Here is a 16,734-nt window from a genome sequence, read left to right as displayed (position 1 = left end):
TTTCCTCCTTAGTAACCGTTGTCTTGTCGCACATGGTTTGCTTCATTTTTAGAAATGTAAGCCTTGAAAATCATATCCTGTGTAAAGCCTAGTGTAGCACCTAATGCAAGGTATGCACCAATTAGAACATCATAACTTTGTTCCGTCCGCGAAATCGCAAAGACGTTCGTTTTGTTATAGACGTCTAAAAAAGCATCTGTTGCTGTCAAATAGAAGTCACCTTCTGTAAAATGACTTTTCTTGTAATCAAGTGCTAAACCTAGTGAGAGTAGAAAATGGACGCCATCGACATATTCCTCAAGAATTGTGACTTGAGCGGATGGTCCCTTCTTCGACCAGAACTTAAAGCAACGTGTCTCGTTCGCAAGTTCACCGAGTTCGACCAATAAGGCGAGCAGACGCTCGTCGAATTGATTGCCTGTCAATTGATGTTCTGACTGAATCCGTTTATCCAACTGTTCTTGCATCTCAAAAAGTGTCAACCAATCCATCTTTAATTCTCCTTCTATCTAAAAAAATCATATGACCGTCTCATCGACGTGCCTTCTTATTTTATCATTAAATCGAAAAAAACGTCGGAGAATTAAATTCCCCGACGAATTGTAGAACTTAAGCGTTCAATTTTGCTTTTGCTGTGTCAGCAAGTGAAGCAAATGCAGTTGCATCTGTAACTGCGAGGTCAGCGAGCATCTTACGGTTAACGTCGATACCTGCTAATTTAAGACCATGCATCATGCGGCTGTAAGAAAGACCGTTGATACGTGCTGCCGCATTGATCCGAGTGATCCAGAGGCGACGGAAGTCACGTTTCTTTTGACGACGGTCACGGTAAGCGTACATGAGAGATTTCATGACTTGCTGTTTCGCAACCTTGAAGAGTGTATGTTTCGAGCCGTAGTAGCCCTTAGCTAATTTGAGTTGTTTTTTACGACGTTGACGAGTCGTATATCCGCCTTTTACGCGTGGCATATAAATTCCCTCCTAAATCTGTATACGATTGGATAAATTACTTCGCGATCATGTGACGGATGCGTTTGAAGTCACCCGTAGATACCATGCTAGCTTTACGTAATTTACGTTTCGCTTTTGTTGATTTGTTACCGAACAAGTGGCTTGTGTAAGCACGACCACGTTTCAATTTGCCAGAAGCAGTACGTTTGAAACGTTTAGAAGCACCGCGGTGCGATTTCATTTTAGGCATGAGAGATTCCCTCCTACTTCGATTCGATTAGTCTTCTTTCTTAGGAGCAAGCACGAGGAACATGCTGCGTCCTTCCATCTTCGGTCTCTGTTCCACAACACCGAACTCACTTAAATCCGTTGCGAGGCGTTCGAGAACGCGTTTACCGATTTCCGAGTGAGTGATGGCACGACCGCGGAAACGAATGCTCGCTTTCACTTTGTTACCATTCTCCAAGAATTTCTTCGCATTACGGAATTTCGTTTGGAAGTCGTTCTCCTCGATCGTCGGGCTAAGACGAACTTCTTTCATCTGAATCACTTTCTGATTCTTCCGAGTTTCTTTGTCCTTCTTTTGCATCTCGAAACGGTATTTACCGTAGTCCATGATCTTACAAACTGGCGGCGTCGCTTGTGGAGCGACCATGACGAGGTCAAGTTCCGCTTCCTCTGCGAGACGTAGCGCTTCGTTGCGTGATTGGACACCTAGTTGAGCACCATCCGCTCCGATAAGACGAACTTCCCGGGCACGGATGCTTTCATTGATTAACAGATCTTTGCTAATGGTTAGCACCTCCATCGTGCATTGCACGAAAAATGAATGATAGAAAACGCTATAAAAAAAGCGTCGGCAGTTCTTCCCGCCCACACTCATAAGGAACGTCAAAGCATAGCAGTCGCTACACATTGCGTATCTTCATGATGAACCAGTACGAGTCGTCATACATGGTGAGAAGCGGGATGCTTCTGCTTTGTTGTCATTTCACTTTGCTATCATAGCACTTGTTTTCCCGTGATGTCAAGCCGCTTTCTATGTTCTTACAGAACGTTGCTCACATACTTGATTATAATAGCAATCCTTTGACGGATAAGCAAGAAGTTTCTAACCTGTTTTTCACGGGTACACTCTTAACATGGAAAAAAAGATTCAGAACATTCGCAAGCAAAATTGTTTATTTAGAATGATTATTGTTTTATAATCAATTTAATCTTACATAAGGGGGAGAATAACAGATGACTGAAAAACGATTAACGACCAATCAAGGCGTACCAATCGGAGACAACCAGAATTCACGTACGGCTGGACGTCGCGGACCAACGTTATTAGAAGACTATCAATTAATTGAAAAGATGGCCCATTTCGACCGGGAACGTGTACCTGAGCGTGTCGTACACGCTCGTGGATTCGGTGCTCACGGTGTCTTCACTGTCAAAAACTCAATGAAAAAGTACACGAAAGCTGCGTTTTTACAAGAAGAAGGGACAGAAGTTCCTGTTTTCGCCCGTTTCTCGACTGTTATTCACGGCACGCATTCTCCAGAGACACTCCGCGATCCACGTGGATTCTCTGTCAAGTTCTATACAGAAGAAGGAAACTGGGATTTCGTCGGGAACAACCTTCCTGTCTTCTTCATTCGTGACGCTATGAAGTTCCCGGATATGGTCCATTCACTTAAACCAGATCCACGCACGAATATTCAAGATCCCGACCGTTACTGGGACTTCATGACACTTCGTCCGGAATCGACGAACATGCTCATGCATCTCTTTACGGATGAAGGGATTCCTGCAAGTTACCGTAAAATGCGTGGTTCTTCCGTCCATTCATTCAAATGGGTGAACGCTCATGGCAATACGGTTTACGTCAAACTACGCTGGGTACCGAAAGCTGGCATTCATAATCTCTCAGCAGAAGAAGCGACAGAGATTCAAGGAAAAGACTTCAACCACGCTTCAAACGATACGTTCCAAGCGATTGAAGACGGAGATTATCCGGAATGGGATCTGTTCGTACAGGTGCTCGATCCGGCTGACGTCGATCAGTTCGATTTCGATCCGCTCGACGCAACAAAGGATTGGTTTGAAGATGTCATCCCGTTCCAACACGTTGGTACGATGACACTGAACAAAAACGTCGATAACTACTTCGCTGAAACAGAATCTGTCGGATTCAACCCAGGTGTCTTGATTCCAGGGATGTTACCATCTGAAGATAAGTTGTTACAAGGTCGTCTATTCTCTTACTCAGACACACAACGCTACCGTATCGGAACGAACTACCAACAACTTCCGATTAACTGTCCGTTCGCACAAGTGAACAATTACCAACGTGATGGTGCAATGCCAGTTGGTCAGCAAACGAGTCCGGTGAACTACGAACCAAACCGATATCAAGAAGAACCAAAAGAAACACCAGAGTATACGGAAGAAAACCAGCCGTTACTTGATGATAAACACGGTCGTCTCGAAATCGAGAAGACGAACAACTTCGGTCAAGCCGGCGAAGTATACCGTCGTCTGACAGAAGACGAGCAAGCAGCTCTTCTGAAGAACCTCGTCAATGATCTCGAGCAGGTTCGCCATGAGAACACAGTCTTGCTCGCAATCTGTAACTTCTACCGTGCTGATGCTTCACTCGGTCAGAAACTATCAGAAGCGCTTCAAGTCGATATCGAACCGTTCTTGCAACAAATGCGTTCATAACGTAAAACAAGCACCCTCGACGCTAGTCTTGGGTGCTTTTGCTTGGTTTAGTACGGAACAAAGTCATATCGTTCAGCTGTTGCATACGTATATTCGTTTAGTTTCGTAAATAAGACGATTCTATTTAATTGAACATCTTTGGCAGTATTTTGTTGCATGTACTGTTTTTCTGTTTCCGTAAATGAGTTATAAATTGGTGCATATCCATCGCTTTGAAACGGTTGCATTTGAATCGCACGATCGGCGTTTTCGAATGTATTATAGCGAATCGTCCCACCGATGATGCCTCGCCCTAAAATCGTCATTGCTTTTCCGTCTGCCCGGTGTACATCTCGAATCGTATTGTTGATGACGGTCGGATTTTTCCAGTTCATCATCGAAATGGCATAGTCCTTCGTCTTTTCGATCAAGTTATTTTCAATCCGGATATTCGTGTGTAAACGATTCTCTGTATATTGATGTGTGCCAATGGCGACGTTGATGTTAGAAAAAACATTGTTTCGAATCGTGATATCCGAATTTGGTGTACCATCTTGAGCAGACCACTTCCACGGAAAACCTTTCGTGATTGGATCCGGTGTATCTAAGTTAATCGATTCATTTGGTCCTGTATTCGCTATCATTGTCGCATCCACGAACTTCATATTTTCAATCGTCGCGTTTTTCGTCGCGTCTAACTCCATCGCATGTGATCCTTTTTGATTACGCACTGTGATGCCACCGATATATAAATTTTGGTTGTGTGCAATCGCAAAGGCAGATCCTCGCGAAAAGCCGTTTAAGTCGATTTGTGCGTTTCCTTTTCCGATGATCCGTGCGTTTTTCGTACCGTTGTATTTCGACATTTTTTTATTCAGACGTAACACAGACGGTGCTACTAAATCAAAGACACTCGTCGTCGCACTAATTTTTGACGTCCCTGTTTCAGATGTCTTTTTGATGATGACTCCGTCTTCTAAAATGACCGTCGTATTCGATGGAATTCCGACACGCAGTGGAGATAGATATGTTCCTTTCGTTAAAACTAGTGTACCCCCACCCTCTTTTTCAAGTCTTTCTAAATAAGAACGCATCGTATAATGATTTCGTGTTTTCGCATTGTAGGTCGTGTATTTTCGAATCAAGGGATCGATTGCTTCTGTTTTTGGTGTGATGCGATATGTCTTTTTAGTTGTTGCTGCTTTTGGCTGTTCAGCTGAAGTTCCTATGAACAAGAGGGAGGCAGCAAGTGTTATTGTCAGTGTTCGTTTCAATGTCATACGTCCTTTCTACTCATAAAACAAATTTATCCATTTCCCATTACATTCTAATACTTTCCCAAATAAAAATAAATATTTCCATCTTCTTTTTTCAAAACTAACTCTCTTGTTTATCGGATCTACTTCATTTGTTTTAAAGGATATACAAAAAAACCGATCATCCCGTAAAACGGAACAATCGGTAATACGCCATTATTTTGAACGGTTTGCGATTTCTGTTTCTAAATCGGATACGAATTGTTCAAGTGATGCATTGCTTGAGTCTTTTGAGCCGTAGCGACGAATGTTGACTTCGCGTGATTCGACTTCTTTATCACCTAAAACGAGCATGACTGGTACTTTGTTGACTTGTGCTTCACGAATCCGGTATCCGAGTTTTTCGTCACGGAAATCTGTTTCGACACGAATTCCTTTTTTCAGCAAGATCGCTTTGATTTCACGAGCATAGTCTTCATGCACTTTAGAAACCGGAATCAATTTCACCTGAACCGGTGCAAGCCATGTTGGGAACGCGCCTTTGTATTCTTCGATCAAGTATGCAACGAATCGTTCCATCGTCGAAACGACACCTCGGTGTAAGACGACCGGACGGTGATCTTGTCCGTCATTTCCTTTGTACGTCAATTCGAATCGCTCTGGTAAGAGGAAGTCGAGTTGGACTGTCGAAAGCGTCTCATCTTTACCAAGTGCTGTCCGAACTTGAACGTCAAGCTTCGGTCCGTAGAAGGCAGCTTCGCCTTCTGCTTCGAAGTATTCCAGTTCGAGCTCATCCATTGTTTCTTTTAACTCACGTTGCGCCATTTCCCAAATTGCATCGTTATCGAAGTACTTCTCTTTATCCGCTGGGTCACGGTACGAAAGACGGAATTTGTAATCCGTGATTCCGAAGTCAGCATAGACTTCTTGAATGAGGTGAACGATGGCTTTGAACTCATCTTTCATTTGGTCAGGACGGACGAACGTATGGCCATCGTTTAGGACCATGTAACGAACGCGTTGGAGTCCAGTTAATGCACCAGACATCTCATACCGGTGCATGCCACCAAGCTCCGCGACACGAAGCGGTAAGTCACGGTACGAACGTGGTTCGTTTTTGTAGACCATCATGTGGTGTGGACAGTTCATCGGACGAAGAACGAGTTCTTCATTGTCCATCTCCATTTTCGGGAACATGTCATCTTGATAGTGATCCCAGTGACCCGATGTCTTGTATAGATCGACTGAACCGAGGACCGGTGTATAGACGTGCTCATATCCAAGTTCGAGTTCTTTGTCGACGATATAACGCTCGACTGTCCGACGGATCGCTGCTCCTTTTGGTAGCCACATCGGAAGTCCTTGACCGACTTCTTGAGAAGTGAAGAACAATCCAAGTTCCTTCCCGAGTTTACGGTGATCCCGCTCTTTCGCTTCAGCAAGGAAGTGGAGATGTTGTTTCAACTGGTCTTTTGTTGCCCATGCTGTACCGTAAATCCGTTGAAGCATTTTATTTTTTGAATCGCCCCGCCAGTAAGCACCAGCAATGCTCATCAATTTGAAGACTTGTAACTTCGCTGTTGCTGGAACGTGTGGTCCACGGCAGAGATCGAAGAATTCGCCTTGACGGTAAATCGTCAAATCCTGATCAGCAGGAATCGATTCGATCAATTCGACTTTCAACGGATCATTGAGTTCTTTATAAATCGCGAGTGCTTCGTCACGCGAGACGACTTCCCGTTCGATCGGCAAGTTCTCACCGGCGATTTTATTCATCATTTTCTCGATTTCTGGTAAGTCTTCTTCTGTCAGACGACGTTCCATATCGATGTCATAGTAGAAACCATTCTCGATCGTCGGTCCGATTCCAAGATGAATCGTTTCATCCGGATACAGACGTTTGATGGCTTGTGCCATCAAGTGAGCTGAAGAGTGACGAATCAAATCGAGCCCTTCTTCTGAATCCGGCATGATCAATTCGATTGTGCCGTCCTCTTCGATTGGACGACGGTAATCGATGGCGTGCCCGTTTAGTTTGGCAGCAAATGCTTTTTTACGAAGTCCTGGGCTGATTGAAGCCGCAACCTCTTCAGCTGTCGTGCCGGCTGCGAATTCTTTTACGGCGCCGTCTGGAAATGTAAGTGCGATGTTTGACATGACTGTTTCCCCCTTTAACAAAATAAAAAAGACTCATCCCTAAAAAGGGACGAGTCTTAATCTCGTGGTACCACCCTCGTTCCCGGACCATGTACTGGTTCGGCTCGAACACGCGTTAACGGGCGTGAGGCGCAAACGGATTAGCCCCGTTCGTGCTATGAGGGAGTAAAGACATGAATGATGCCATGAGAAGCTTCCACCATTCTTCTCTCGCTAGTTTGGTTCATTTCATACTTCTTATCCTCAATCGTTGCATCGTCTATTGACGTGTCATTAGTATAACGAATCGGTCGCTTCCTTGACAAGGAAAATTAGTAGCGACGTCGATTTTCACCGAGGAACTCGATCGGTTGTGTCGTCGTCCGGATCCGTTCCATTAGTCGTGCGGCCTTTAACTTATCACCTTGATCGTTCGTAATCCCGAAATGAAGCTCGAGTTCGTCATACGATAAGTTCGAGCTGAATAATGTCGGCAGACGATGCATCATGCGGTATTGCAAAATGATCCCGAACAATTCATCCCGTACCCACGGACTGATCGATTCTGCACCGATATCGTCAATCAGCAAGACTGGAATCGTTTGGAATCCTTCGAGGAACGTATCGAACGAGTCCGACCGGATTCGTCGTTTCGCTTCAGCGACGAAACCAGGAGCATGGACGAGAATCGTTGCAATCCGTTCTTTCTTCAGTGCATTCCCGATCGCAGCCAAGAGATACGTTTTCCCGACACCAAAGCTACCGTGCAGATACAATCCCTTTACATGCTCTTTTGAGCGCAGATGATTGAGGAACTGCGAAGCCGCGCGCAAGGCAAGCTTCCGGTCCGTAGTCGACAAGTCGAAATCACTGAAGTTCGCATCGCGGACTTCGTCCGGAAGGAATAGGCTCTTGAATTTTTTCTCAAGTGCACGTTCATCCTCTCGATCTTTGAGCGCTTGTGACTTCTCATACGAAACGACAATCTGTCCTTTTTCGACATGCAGGATCGGCTGATAACCTTCAATGACGGCCTTACTTTCAATCAGTCGATTCCCGTCCATCTGTTCCGCGTATTCATTCAGCTTGAGCATGCCCCGCTCGATCATTCGTTGATCGATTTCCGGATGGGTCCGTAAGAACATGACGACCCCCGGATGAGACAACACCCGTTGTTGAATCGCTCGAACCGATTCTGCGACGTCCGGTCGACTTAATATTTTTTCGATAGATGATTGGATATGTTCCATGTCCCGACTCCTTTAGTTCCCCTTCAGTTCTCGTAAGATTCGTTCCATCTCTTCATCGTCTGGAACATCCGCTTCGAAACTCGCTTTTTTAGAGGCTTCATACTGTTGCTGTTTCGCCTTCTCTTCTTGCAACCATTTCGGATTCGGACCGCCGTTCGTATTGCTTGTCCGTCCCCGACGTCCACCAACGGTCTGACGCGCGCGTTCTTGTTTTTGCTCCTGCTTCTTCGCGATCAAGTCATCTTGCTCCTGCGTCTTCGCCAGTGCCTCGGATGCTGTCACGTACCCCTTCTGTTTCCAATCATCGACGATCGATAAGAGGAAGTTCTTACTGAAGCGATTGTCTTTTTTGACGACGAGCGCATAGTAGTAGGCGGCATTGACGATCCCAGACGACATCTCATAATCGATGATCAATTGTTGGATCAACTCTTCATCTCGCTCTGACAGCGCTTTGACCTTCCGCAACTTCGCGACATAATGCTTCGGATGGGTGCTTTCCATCGTCTCCGTCGCTTCGACGTCTCCGACCTCGATCGTGTCGAGTGAGGCGACCTTCGCTTTTTTCTCTCGGCTGAGTTTTTGTTTCGCTGACAACATCATCTGTTTGCAACGTTCTTGTTTCTCAGCATCGGTCATCGGCAAGTATGCTTCGTGACGGAAACGGGCATTCAACAGCTCCGCCATCAATGCTTCATTCGACTGCGTGACGTAAGCAAGCTTCACGAGCAGATGATCGATCGCCTTTGAGTAAAAGGTCCGTGGTAAAAAGCGATCGGTTTGACGTTTCATCTCTTCTAAATCAAACGAATAATCGAATTCATATACTGCTCGTTCCTGTTTGGCATAGGCCTTCGGCTGATGCGCAGAAGCAAGACCAGCTTTCACATCGAACACTTGATCAAATCGGACCGTCCGATCAACGATATTCTTCGGAAGCGGTTCCGTCCGGAAACGATGCTGGAGGGAGCGGAAACGAATTTCACCGACGCGGTAGAATAGCAGACTCGATAACACCCCGTCATTCAAGAAAGTGTTCGGCGCAAGCGGCACCCGGATTTGATAGATGTAGCGATACGCGGCTTGGCGCGCTTCGAACGTCCGGATCAAACCGATGCCTTCTAGCTTGAATAACTCTTCCTTGAACTCGTCGACGGAAAAACCGAGTAGCGTTCCGAGTTCCGCATGGGAGATGTATTGGGATTTTGTTTTTCCCGGAATCATCTCGCTCCAAAACGTTTGATAGAGTCCAAGTGCTTTGACACCAATGATCGGCTGGTACAAATAATATAAAGATTGATAGGCTTCACGGTCGACGACACCATTGCTCATCACTAAGCAAAGATCGGTACCGGAAAGTTCACGTTCTACCATCTGACTCGTCCTTTCCTTAGGGAGAAAAAGAGAGGTGCGCTGACCGGACAGACGACCTCTCTTATATCACGTTCAATTTTCACGGTCATTTTCTTGATGTCGCTCCATCAGCTCAGAGAGCTCTTGGAAGAAGACATTGATGTCCTTGAATTGTTTATAAACACTCGCAAAGCGGACGTATGCCACTTCATCGACGGAAGCTAATTCATTTAACACGAGACGTCCGACCTGCTCACTTGGAATCTCATGCTGAGCCGTCGCCCGCAATGCCTTTTCGACCCGACTGACGACTGTTTCTAGCTGTTCAATCGAAATCGGTCGTTTTTCACAGGCACGCACTAGTCCCCTCAAAATTTTATCACGATTAAACTCGTCGCGCGTTCCGTCTTTCTTTACGATGATTAAAGGGGTCTGTTCGACCATTTCGAAAGTCGTAAAGCGATAGCCGCAAGACTCACATTCACGTCTCCTCCGAATCGAACCGAAATCCTGGACCGGTCTTGAGTCCAGTACTTTTGTTCCGTTAAAATTACAGGCTGGACAGCGCATGCCGTACCTCCGTTCACGTGATTTCTTTTGTTCCAATCATTTTTAATCGATATCCCGCATCAAGTGATGCATAGATTCGCTCGATGTGTTTTTCGAGATCAGGTCCGAGAAGACTTTCACGATGTAAGAATAGATCGACGGCCGTACGTCCGCCCGCCACCATAATGACGGTCGCGAGTCCGTCGACTTCTTTTAATGTAAAAGCGAGTTCTCCACGTTCCGCGTCAACACGACGAACTGTCCCGCCTTCTTGCTTTAAGATATTTTCTAAACCAGCAAACAACATCTCGACTGTTGCCGCATAGTAGTGTGTGCGTAAATTTTCGTTTTTATGTGTATCGGATGTCTCTAGCTGTTTTTGCAAGCGTTCCTTCAGTCCCATGGTCATCCTCTTTTCTTTGTTTCTTCTACTATTAAGAATAACAGACGTCAGACATATTAAAAAGCCCTCGTCTGAACGACGAGGGCTTGACGAATTCGTGTGTGTTGTCAGTTGACGTGCTGGACAGTAGCCGCTGGAACTTGAACTGGTCCCATACCACGTGGAATTTCGACATTTTCACGGATTTTCGCATCGAGCTTTTCAGCAATGTAGTTCGCTGCGATGGCTGGATCGATCCGATCCCCACAAGTAAAGACATCAACCGATGCATACCCGTGCTCTGGGAAACTGTGAATCGTCAAGTGCGATTCAGAGATAATGACGACGCCACTGACGCCGTGTGGTGCAAACTTGTGGAATGCTACTTCTCGTACTTCTGCACCTGCTTGAAGTGCTGCGTCAACGAAAAGTCGTTCAACGAATTCCATGTCGTTCAATTTTTCAGGATTACAATCCCAAAGTTCTGCAATAATGTGTCTTCCCATAGTATCCATTTGTGGATCCCCCCTACATTCAATGGTCTTCAAAGTAGTTGATCACTTACTTTGCGCCTGAGTCGTTCGCACCCACGGGGGAAAGTTAGTCCAGAGAGGTCCTAACCCTTTAAGCTGCGATTGCCAGACCGATTGAAGTTCACGATTTGAATTATAGCGAGTATCAAAAAGATACACAAGGATAAATTTCAAAAATTAATACATTTCTAGAAAAAAAACGGGACAGGTCCCGTCGTTACTGGGATCTGCCCGTTGTCATTAATTCAATTCAAGTTCTTTTTCAACCGTTCCCATCGCCTCTAAGTGCGCCGAAACAAGGTGTACGAGGTCGACGACGCGGCAGGAGTAACCCCACTCATTATCGTACCAAGCGAGGACCTTCACCTGACGACCACCCATGACCATCGTCGAGAGTCCATCGACGACCGTCGAACGCTCTTCTCCGTTGAAGTCGATCGAAACGAGCGGTTCCATCGTCATTCCGAGAATGCCTTCAAGCGCACCGTCCGCTGCTTTCGTGAACGCTTCGTTCACTTCGGCAACCGTCGTATCGCGACTGACTTCGACGACGAGATCGACGAGTGAGACGTTTGGTGTCGGAACACGAAGCGCGAGTCCATTCAATTTTCCTTCCAAGTGTGGCAAGACGAGAGAAATCGCCTTTGCCGCACCTGTCGATGTTGGAATGATGGATGAGCCACATGCACGGGCGCGTCGTAAATCCTTATGTGGATTATCAATATTATTTTGATCGTTCGTAAACGCGTGAACCGTCGTCACGAGACCCGATTCGATTCCGAATGCCCGATCGATGACTTGCACGACAGGTGCGAGACAGTTCGTCGTACACGATGCGTTCGAGACGATAGCATCTGTTTCATGATCATACATGTCGTCATTGACACCCATGACGATCGTCCGGACATCCCCTTTAGCAGGTGCCGTGATGACGACCTTTTTTGCGCCTGCCACTAAATGCTTCGCAGCACCCGTATCTGAGTTGAACTTTCCTGTCGCTTCGACGACGATATCGATGCCGAGTTCCCCCCACGGCAATAGTTCAGGATTGCGTTCACTGACGATTTGAATTTGTCTTCCGTCAACCATCAACGCCCCATCGATGATGTCGACCGAATAATTGAATTTTCCATGTACCGTGTCGTACTTGATTAAATGTGCGAGTGTTTCGACTGGATAACTTGCATTGATTGCTACGACTTCGCTTTTCCCCTCAGCGATCAGACGTCGAAAGACCATTCGACCAATTCGACCAAAACCATTGACTGCCACCTTGACTCCCATGTGCGGATCCCCCTTCAATGTGACGGATGTAGCTCCGTTTACAGATAGAACTATATCATGAAATGTAAGCGATTTCATTATGTTCTCTAAAAAAAGTGAGAGAAGATGGAAACTTCTCTCACTTCACACTTTTCATGTACCACTCTCATGCTTATCGGTGTCATATAATACTAACCATTTATCGATTTGTTGATATAACGAATCAAGACTCCCATCATTGAAGAACACATCATCCGCAAGCTCTTTTTTCTGTTCAATGCTAAGTTGCGAATGAATACGTGCATATGCTTCTTCTTCCGATAGATCATTACGTTGCATCAATCGTCTTAACTGCATGTTTTCCGGACAATAAACGACGACGACACGGTCGAACAGCGTCCGCCAATCGCCTTCAAGTAATAACGGAATATCAAATACGACGAGCGAATGTCCTGAACGTTCATAGGCATCTGCTTCATCAAGCATCTGTTGTCGAATACTTGGGTGCATCAACTGATTCAGCTGTTGTCGTTTTTCGCTATCCTGAAAAATGATTTGTCCGAGTTTTGGACGAACGAGACGTCCTTCTTCGAATGCTTCCGGGAAGGCCATCTTGACCCCATCATAGGCTCGCCCTCCTGGTTCAATGACTTCTCGCGCAACAAGATCCGCATCGATGACGGCTATTCCTTTTTGCTTCAGATAGCTAGAGACCGTACTTTTACCGGTAGCGATACTACCCGTCAGACCTACCCTCATAAGGCGACCTGTTGGCACGTCGGACAGAAGTGTGTTCCTCGTCCGCCGACTTTGATTTTTTCAATGGCAGTGCCGCAACGGGGACATGGTTCGCCCTTTTGACCGTATACCGCGAGTTGAAGCTGGAACTCACCTTTTCCGGAAGGTGAGACATAACTTCGGATCGTACTTCCCCCTGCTTCTACCGCTTGTCGTAAGACGTCGACACCGGCTTGATGGATGCGTGAGATATCATCAAGCGTCAAGGCACCAGCCTTCGTCAACGGATGGACACGTGCCGCATGAAGGGTCTCATCGACATAGATGTTACCGAGACCAAGGAAGACCGATTGGTCGAGCAATGCCGTTTTGATTGGACTTCTTTTTTTACGAATTAAATTCTCCGCTAACACTTCTGCTGTGAACTCTGGATCAAATGGTTCACGCTCCAGCTGTGCCAGTGGAGCAGTCTGCATCGCTGTTTCCTTATCACGTAATTCCATCGTTCCGAACTTCCGGACGTCATTGTAATGCAGCTCCGAACCATCCGTGAAACGGAAGACGACATGAGTATGTTTATCCCGCTCGACCGGTTGTGGATACGGGAAGTACTTCCCTTCCATCCGCAAATGGCTGACGAGATAAAAACGATCAAAATCAAAGAGTAGGAACTTACCGCGACGTTCGACGCGTTCGATCCGTTCTTGATGTAAGGCATCTGCAAATGGTGCCACTTCCATCCCCCGAATCATTTTCGGGTGGTAGACTTTGACGGAAGAGACTGTTTTTCCAGAGACCGAACGTTCTAAACTGCGGCGAACGGTCTCGACTTCAGGTAATTCAGGCACGTCTATTCCTCCTTGCTTACTTCGTTTCGTACCACGTATGTCCTGCGCCCCCATCGACGCGTAGCGGTACGGATAATTCGACGGTCTGCTCCATCGCTTGTTTGACAAGCGCTTGTAGCGCATCGAGTTCCTCGTCTGGTGCTTCAAAAATCAACTCATCGTGTACTTGTAATAACAAACGCGCTTTCAGATCAGATGCCTGTAAGGCAGCATGAACATCAAGCATCGCTTTTTTAATGATATCCGCAGCCGAACCTTGAATCGGCGTATTGATCGCCGTACGTTCCGCAAAACCGCGTAAGTTGAAGTTTTTCGAATTGATATCCGGAATATTACGGCGGCGGTTCATCAACGTTTCGACGAATCCATTCGCTCGTGCCGTCTCGATCGCCGTATCCATGAACTGTTTGATTTGCGGGAACAGCTCGAAATAACGATCGATGAACGATTGTGCTTCCTTCCGCGTGATGTTCAAATTTTGTGACAGTCCATAATCGCTGATTCCATAAATAATGCCGAAGTTGACGGCTTTCGCCTGACGACGCATGTTTCCTGTGACATCCTCCGGTTCAACACCAAAGACACTACTTGCCGTTTGGGTATGGATGTCCTCATCATGTAAGAACGCATCGACAAGCGTCTGATCCTGCGACATATCGGCCATGACACGTAATTCGATTTGTGAATAATCGGCAGCGTACAGTGACCAGCCTGCTTCACTTGGAACGAAGGCTTTTCGAATCTTCCGTCCTTCTTCAATCCGAATCGGGATATTCTGAAGGTTCGGATTGACCGAACTTAAACGGCCTGTCTGGGCAATCGTCTGAGCAAAACGGGTATGAATCTTTCCGTCTTCCTTGATGACTTTTTGTAAGCCTTCGACATACGTCGACTGTAATTTTTGGAGCTCCCGGTATAACATGATGTGATCGATGACCGGATGCAACGGACGCAGTTTTTCAAGGACGTCCGCGGCAGTCGAATAGCCGGTCTTTGTTTTCTTGAAGGCGGGCAGTTCGAGTTTTTCAAACAGAATCACACCAAGTTGTTTCGGTGAATTGATATTGAACGACTCACCTGCCGCTTCAAAGACCAACGTCTCAAGTTCCGTTAAACGTCCGGCAAGATCTGCTTGCATCGATTGGAGGGTCGCGACGTCGACACGAATCCCGGTCCACTCCATCTCAGCGAGGACACCTGACAATGGACGCTCTAGTGTTTCATACAGCTCATATTGCTGATTCGCCTTCAACTCTTCCCGGACTTTCGGGAACAATAATTCGATCATCCGTGCCTTCTCTGCAAGATAAGGGTGTAATACGTCATCCGCTGGGGCTAGACGTTTCGCTCCCTTACCGAGGACCGCTTCTTCGTTCGGTGCCATCAATGCATAATGACCAGCAATTGAAGCGAGCGTCGTGCCGCCACTTAAATTCAATAAGTAACCCGCTAATAACAAATCCTCATAACCGTTTAAGGTTAAGCCATGCTTACGCAACGCGAATGCGACTTGTTTGGCATCGAGACAAATCTTCCGATGTTCCGACTCGATCCATTGGCGGAATGCCGGATCCTCGACGAGCGTTGGAGCAGCAACATAGATCGTGTCAGGCGTCGCGATCGCAAACCCGATGATGTCTTCTTCCATGTAATCCTCTCGTAGCTGTTCAGCAAGCAACACCGCATCGGTGACGTCTTCAGGAAGTGAAGTGATCGTCACGACGTTCAACTGCTCTTTATCCTCTTCTTTGACGACAGGAGCAAATCGATTCGTCAACGACTTGAAGCCAAGCGACTGGAACAACGAATACGGCACTTGGGTATCAACGTCGCGAATTTGCAAATCCTCTAGCGTCGTCTCGAGCGGGACATCAACTTTAATCGTCGCAAGTTCTTTCGATAGTCGTGCGAGTTCTTCGTTCGCGATGACTTTTTCCTTCTGCTTCCCTTTTAAGTCTTCAACATGTTCATACAGTCCTTCGACAGAACCGTATGCCGAAATCAATTTTACCGCCGTCTTTTCACCAATCCCAGGAATCCCTGGAATGTTATCCGACTTATCCCCCATTAACCCCTTCAGGTCAATCATTTGAATCGGCTTTAGACCACCATACGTCTCAGCGAACAGTTCCTCCGTCATGCACTGGACGTCCGTGATCCCACGCTTCGTGATCAAGACTTCGACCTTATCTGTGACAAGTTGAAGTAAATCTTTATCACCTGTGACGATCCGCGTCCGATCCGTCGACATCGTTCGTGCGAGCGTACCAATCAAATCATCTGCCTCATAGCGATGGAGTTCCATCATTTGAATACCGAGCGCTTCACAGATATCCCGGACGATCGGGAATTGCTCACGTAGTTCGGACGGTGTCTTTTCCCGACTTCCCTTATACTCCTGATAGACATCATGACGGAACGTTTCACTCGAAGCATCGAAGGCAACGAGCATATGTGTCGGTTGTTCTTCCTCGAGCAACTTCAATAACATCATCGTAAAGCCATAAGCTGCGTTCGTATTTCGTCCTTGCGCATCCGTCATTGGTGGTAAGGCGAAAAACGCCCGATAGGTCAACGAGTTCCCATCAATCAATAGCAATTTATTTTCCATCATCTACGCCCCTTTAATCGATTTTCTGTTCCTATTGTATCACTCTACACACATTTGTTCGCTAAAAATGACCAAAAAAAGACGATTGACTCACGGAGAGTCAACCGCCAAGGGCATGACGACATGGGAGCTGATCCAGTCGCCATACAGATGATGAAGAAGGTACTTTCATC

The 16,734-nt window shown here is 46.4% G+C and carries 16 protein-coding genes; 1 reads left to right on the top strand and 15 read right to left on the bottom strand.

All coding sequences use genetic code 11. The features are described 5' to 3' along the window. Positions 1 to 8: 8 nt before the first annotated feature. The 4 genes from KNQ14_RS03050 to infC form a co-directional block, all read right to left on the bottom strand. On the bottom strand, positions 9 to 491 hold the full coding sequence (locus tag KNQ14_RS03050; RefSeq protein ID WP_023469014.1) for a dUTP diphosphatase: 483 nt from the start codon (positions 489 to 491) through the stop codon (positions 9 to 11). A 118-nt stretch (positions 492 to 609) separates the two neighbouring features. Continuing rightward, entirely contained in the window at positions 610 to 969 is a 360-nt protein-coding gene (gene rplT, locus KNQ14_RS03045; RefSeq protein WP_012371057.1) for a 50S ribosomal protein L20, read from the bottom strand. A gap of 37 nt (positions 970 to 1,006) precedes the next feature. Beyond that, positions 1,007 to 1,201 carry a 50S ribosomal protein L35 gene (rpmI, locus tag KNQ14_RS03040; RefSeq protein WP_023469015.1) on the bottom strand — a complete coding sequence of 65 codons (195 nt, stop codon included), beginning with the start codon at positions 1,199 to 1,201 and terminating at the stop codon, positions 1,007 to 1,009. A gap of 27 nt (positions 1,202 to 1,228) precedes the next feature. After that, a complete protein-coding gene (infC, locus tag KNQ14_RS03035) occupies positions 1,229 to 1,759 on the bottom strand; it encodes a translation initiation factor IF-3 (protein WP_029342318.1) in 531 nt (176 codons plus the stop codon). 434 nt (positions 1,760 to 2,193) lie between these two features. On the opposite strand from infC, the gene KNQ14_RS03030 reads away from it, so the two are divergent. Continuing rightward, entirely contained in the window at positions 2,194 to 3,663 is a 1,470-nt protein-coding gene (locus KNQ14_RS03030; protein WP_023469017.1) for a catalase, read from the top strand. Between the two features lie 47 nt (positions 3,664 to 3,710). Here KNQ14_RS03030 and KNQ14_RS03025 read toward each other — a convergent pair whose 3' ends face one another. The 11 genes from KNQ14_RS03025 to polA form a co-directional block, all read right to left on the bottom strand. After that, the gene (locus KNQ14_RS03025) at positions 3,711 to 4,922 is read right to left on the bottom strand and encodes a glycoside hydrolase family protein (RefSeq protein ID WP_023469018.1); all 1,212 of its coding nucleotides are present in this window, start codon (positions 4,920 to 4,922) and stop codon (positions 3,711 to 3,713) included. Between the two features lie 192 nt (positions 4,923 to 5,114). Beyond that, on the bottom strand, positions 5,115 to 7,055 hold the full coding sequence (gene thrS / locus KNQ14_RS03020; RefSeq protein ID WP_035396562.1) for a threonine--tRNA ligase: 1,941 nt from the start codon (positions 7,053 to 7,055) through the stop codon (positions 5,115 to 5,117). A gap of 311 nt (positions 7,056 to 7,366) precedes the next feature. Next, positions 7,367 to 8,284, bottom strand: coding sequence for a primosomal protein DnaI (gene dnaI, locus KNQ14_RS03015; RefSeq protein WP_023469020.1), 918 nt, complete (start codon positions 8,282 to 8,284; stop codon positions 7,367 to 7,369). Positions 8,285 to 8,296: 12 nt separating this feature from the next. Continuing rightward, a complete protein-coding gene (locus tag KNQ14_RS03010; RefSeq protein ID WP_023469021.1) occupies positions 8,297 to 9,658 on the bottom strand; it encodes a replication initiation and membrane attachment family protein in 1,362 nt (453 codons plus the stop codon). A gap of 72 nt (positions 9,659 to 9,730) precedes the next feature. After that, complete coding sequence (gene nrdR / locus KNQ14_RS03005) at positions 9,731 to 10,207, bottom strand: transcriptional regulator NrdR (protein ID WP_023469022.1); 477 nt, start codon at positions 10,205 to 10,207, stop codon at positions 9,731 to 9,733. Between the two features lie 13 nt (positions 10,208 to 10,220). Next, complete coding sequence (locus KNQ14_RS03000) at positions 10,221 to 10,589, bottom strand: hypothetical protein (RefSeq protein WP_023469023.1); 369 nt, start codon at positions 10,587 to 10,589, stop codon at positions 10,221 to 10,223. A gap of 107 nt (positions 10,590 to 10,696) precedes the next feature. Then, positions 10,697 to 11,083 (bottom strand): adenosylmethionine decarboxylase, encoded by a 387-nt coding sequence (gene speD / locus KNQ14_RS02995; RefSeq protein WP_023469024.1) that lies wholly within the window; start codon positions 11,081 to 11,083, stop codon positions 10,697 to 10,699. A gap of 258 nt (positions 11,084 to 11,341) precedes the next feature. Continuing rightward, on the bottom strand, positions 11,342 to 12,385 hold the full coding sequence (locus KNQ14_RS02990) for a glyceraldehyde-3-phosphate dehydrogenase (protein WP_058264727.1): 1,044 nt from the start codon (positions 12,383 to 12,385) through the stop codon (positions 11,342 to 11,344). Between the two features lie 132 nt (positions 12,386 to 12,517). Beyond that, a complete protein-coding gene (gene coaE / locus KNQ14_RS02985; RefSeq protein WP_023469026.1) occupies positions 12,518 to 13,123 on the bottom strand; it encodes a dephospho-CoA kinase in 606 nt (201 codons plus the stop codon). After that, a complete protein-coding gene (mutM, locus tag KNQ14_RS02980) occupies positions 13,120 to 13,950 on the bottom strand; it encodes a DNA-formamidopyrimidine glycosylase (RefSeq protein ID WP_214859600.1) in 831 nt (276 codons plus the stop codon). Before mutM ends, coaE begins: the two co-directional genes overlap by 4 nt. A gap of 16 nt (positions 13,951 to 13,966) precedes the next feature. Then, a complete protein-coding gene (polA, locus tag KNQ14_RS02975) occupies positions 13,967 to 16,564 on the bottom strand; it encodes a DNA polymerase I (protein ID WP_035396554.1) in 2,598 nt (865 codons plus the stop codon). Between the last annotated feature and the right edge of the window lie 170 nt (positions 16,565 to 16,734).

Origin of the sequence: Exiguobacterium sp. s161 (assembly GCF_018619045.1) — a bacterium.
Lineage (GTDB): Bacteria > Bacillota > Bacilli > Exiguobacteriales > Exiguobacteriaceae > Exiguobacterium_A > Exiguobacterium_A indicum.
The sequence above is the reverse complement of the archived record's forward strand: the minus strand, read 5'-3'. Positions and strand labels throughout refer to the sequence as shown.

Coding starts and splice junctions, on each gene's coding strand:
- KNQ14_RS03050 (WP_023469014.1), bottom strand. CDS start 491: ATGGATTGGTTGACACTTTTTGAGATGCAAGAACAGTTGGATAAACGG.
- rplT (WP_012371057.1), bottom strand. CDS start 969: ATGCCACGCGTAAAAGGCGGATATACGACTCGTCAACGTCGTAAAAAA.
- rpmI (WP_023469015.1), bottom strand. CDS start 1,201: ATGCCTAAAATGAAATCGCACCGCGGTGCTTCTAAACGTTTCAAACGT.
- infC (WP_029342318.1), bottom strand. CDS start 1,759: ATGGAGGTGCTAACCATTAGCAAAGATCTGTTAATCAATGAAAGCATC.
- KNQ14_RS03030 (WP_023469017.1), top strand. CDS start 2,194: ATGACTGAAAAACGATTAACGACCAATCAAGGCGTACCAATCGGAGAC.
- KNQ14_RS03025 (WP_023469018.1), bottom strand. CDS start 4,922: ATGACATTGAAACGAACACTGACAATAACACTTGCTGCCTCCCTCTTG.
- thrS (WP_035396562.1), bottom strand. CDS start 7,055: ATGTCAAACATCGCACTTACATTTCCAGACGGCGCCGTAAAAGAATTC.
- dnaI (WP_023469020.1), bottom strand. CDS start 8,284: ATGGAACATATCCAATCATCTATCGAAAAAATATTAAGTCGACCGGAC.
- KNQ14_RS03010 (WP_023469021.1), bottom strand. CDS start 9,658: ATGGTAGAACGTGAACTTTCCGGTACCGATCTTTGCTTAGTGATGAGC.
- nrdR (WP_023469022.1), bottom strand. CDS start 10,207: ATGCGCTGTCCAGCCTGTAATTTTAACGGAACAAAAGTACTGGACTCA.
- KNQ14_RS03000 (WP_023469023.1), bottom strand. CDS start 10,589: ATGGGACTGAAGGAACGCTTGCAAAAACAGCTAGAGACATCCGATACA.
- speD (WP_023469024.1), bottom strand. CDS start 11,083: ATGGATACTATGGGAAGACACATTATTGCAGAACTTTGGGATTGTAAT.
- KNQ14_RS02990 (WP_058264727.1), bottom strand. CDS start 12,385: ATGGGAGTCAAGGTGGCAGTCAATGGTTTTGGTCGAATTGGTCGAATG.
- coaE (WP_023469026.1), bottom strand. CDS start 13,123: ATGAGGGTAGGTCTGACGGGTAGTATCGCTACCGGTAAAAGTACGGTC.
- polA (WP_035396554.1), bottom strand. CDS start 16,564: ATGATGGAAAATAAATTGCTATTGATTGATGGGAACTCGTTGACCTAT.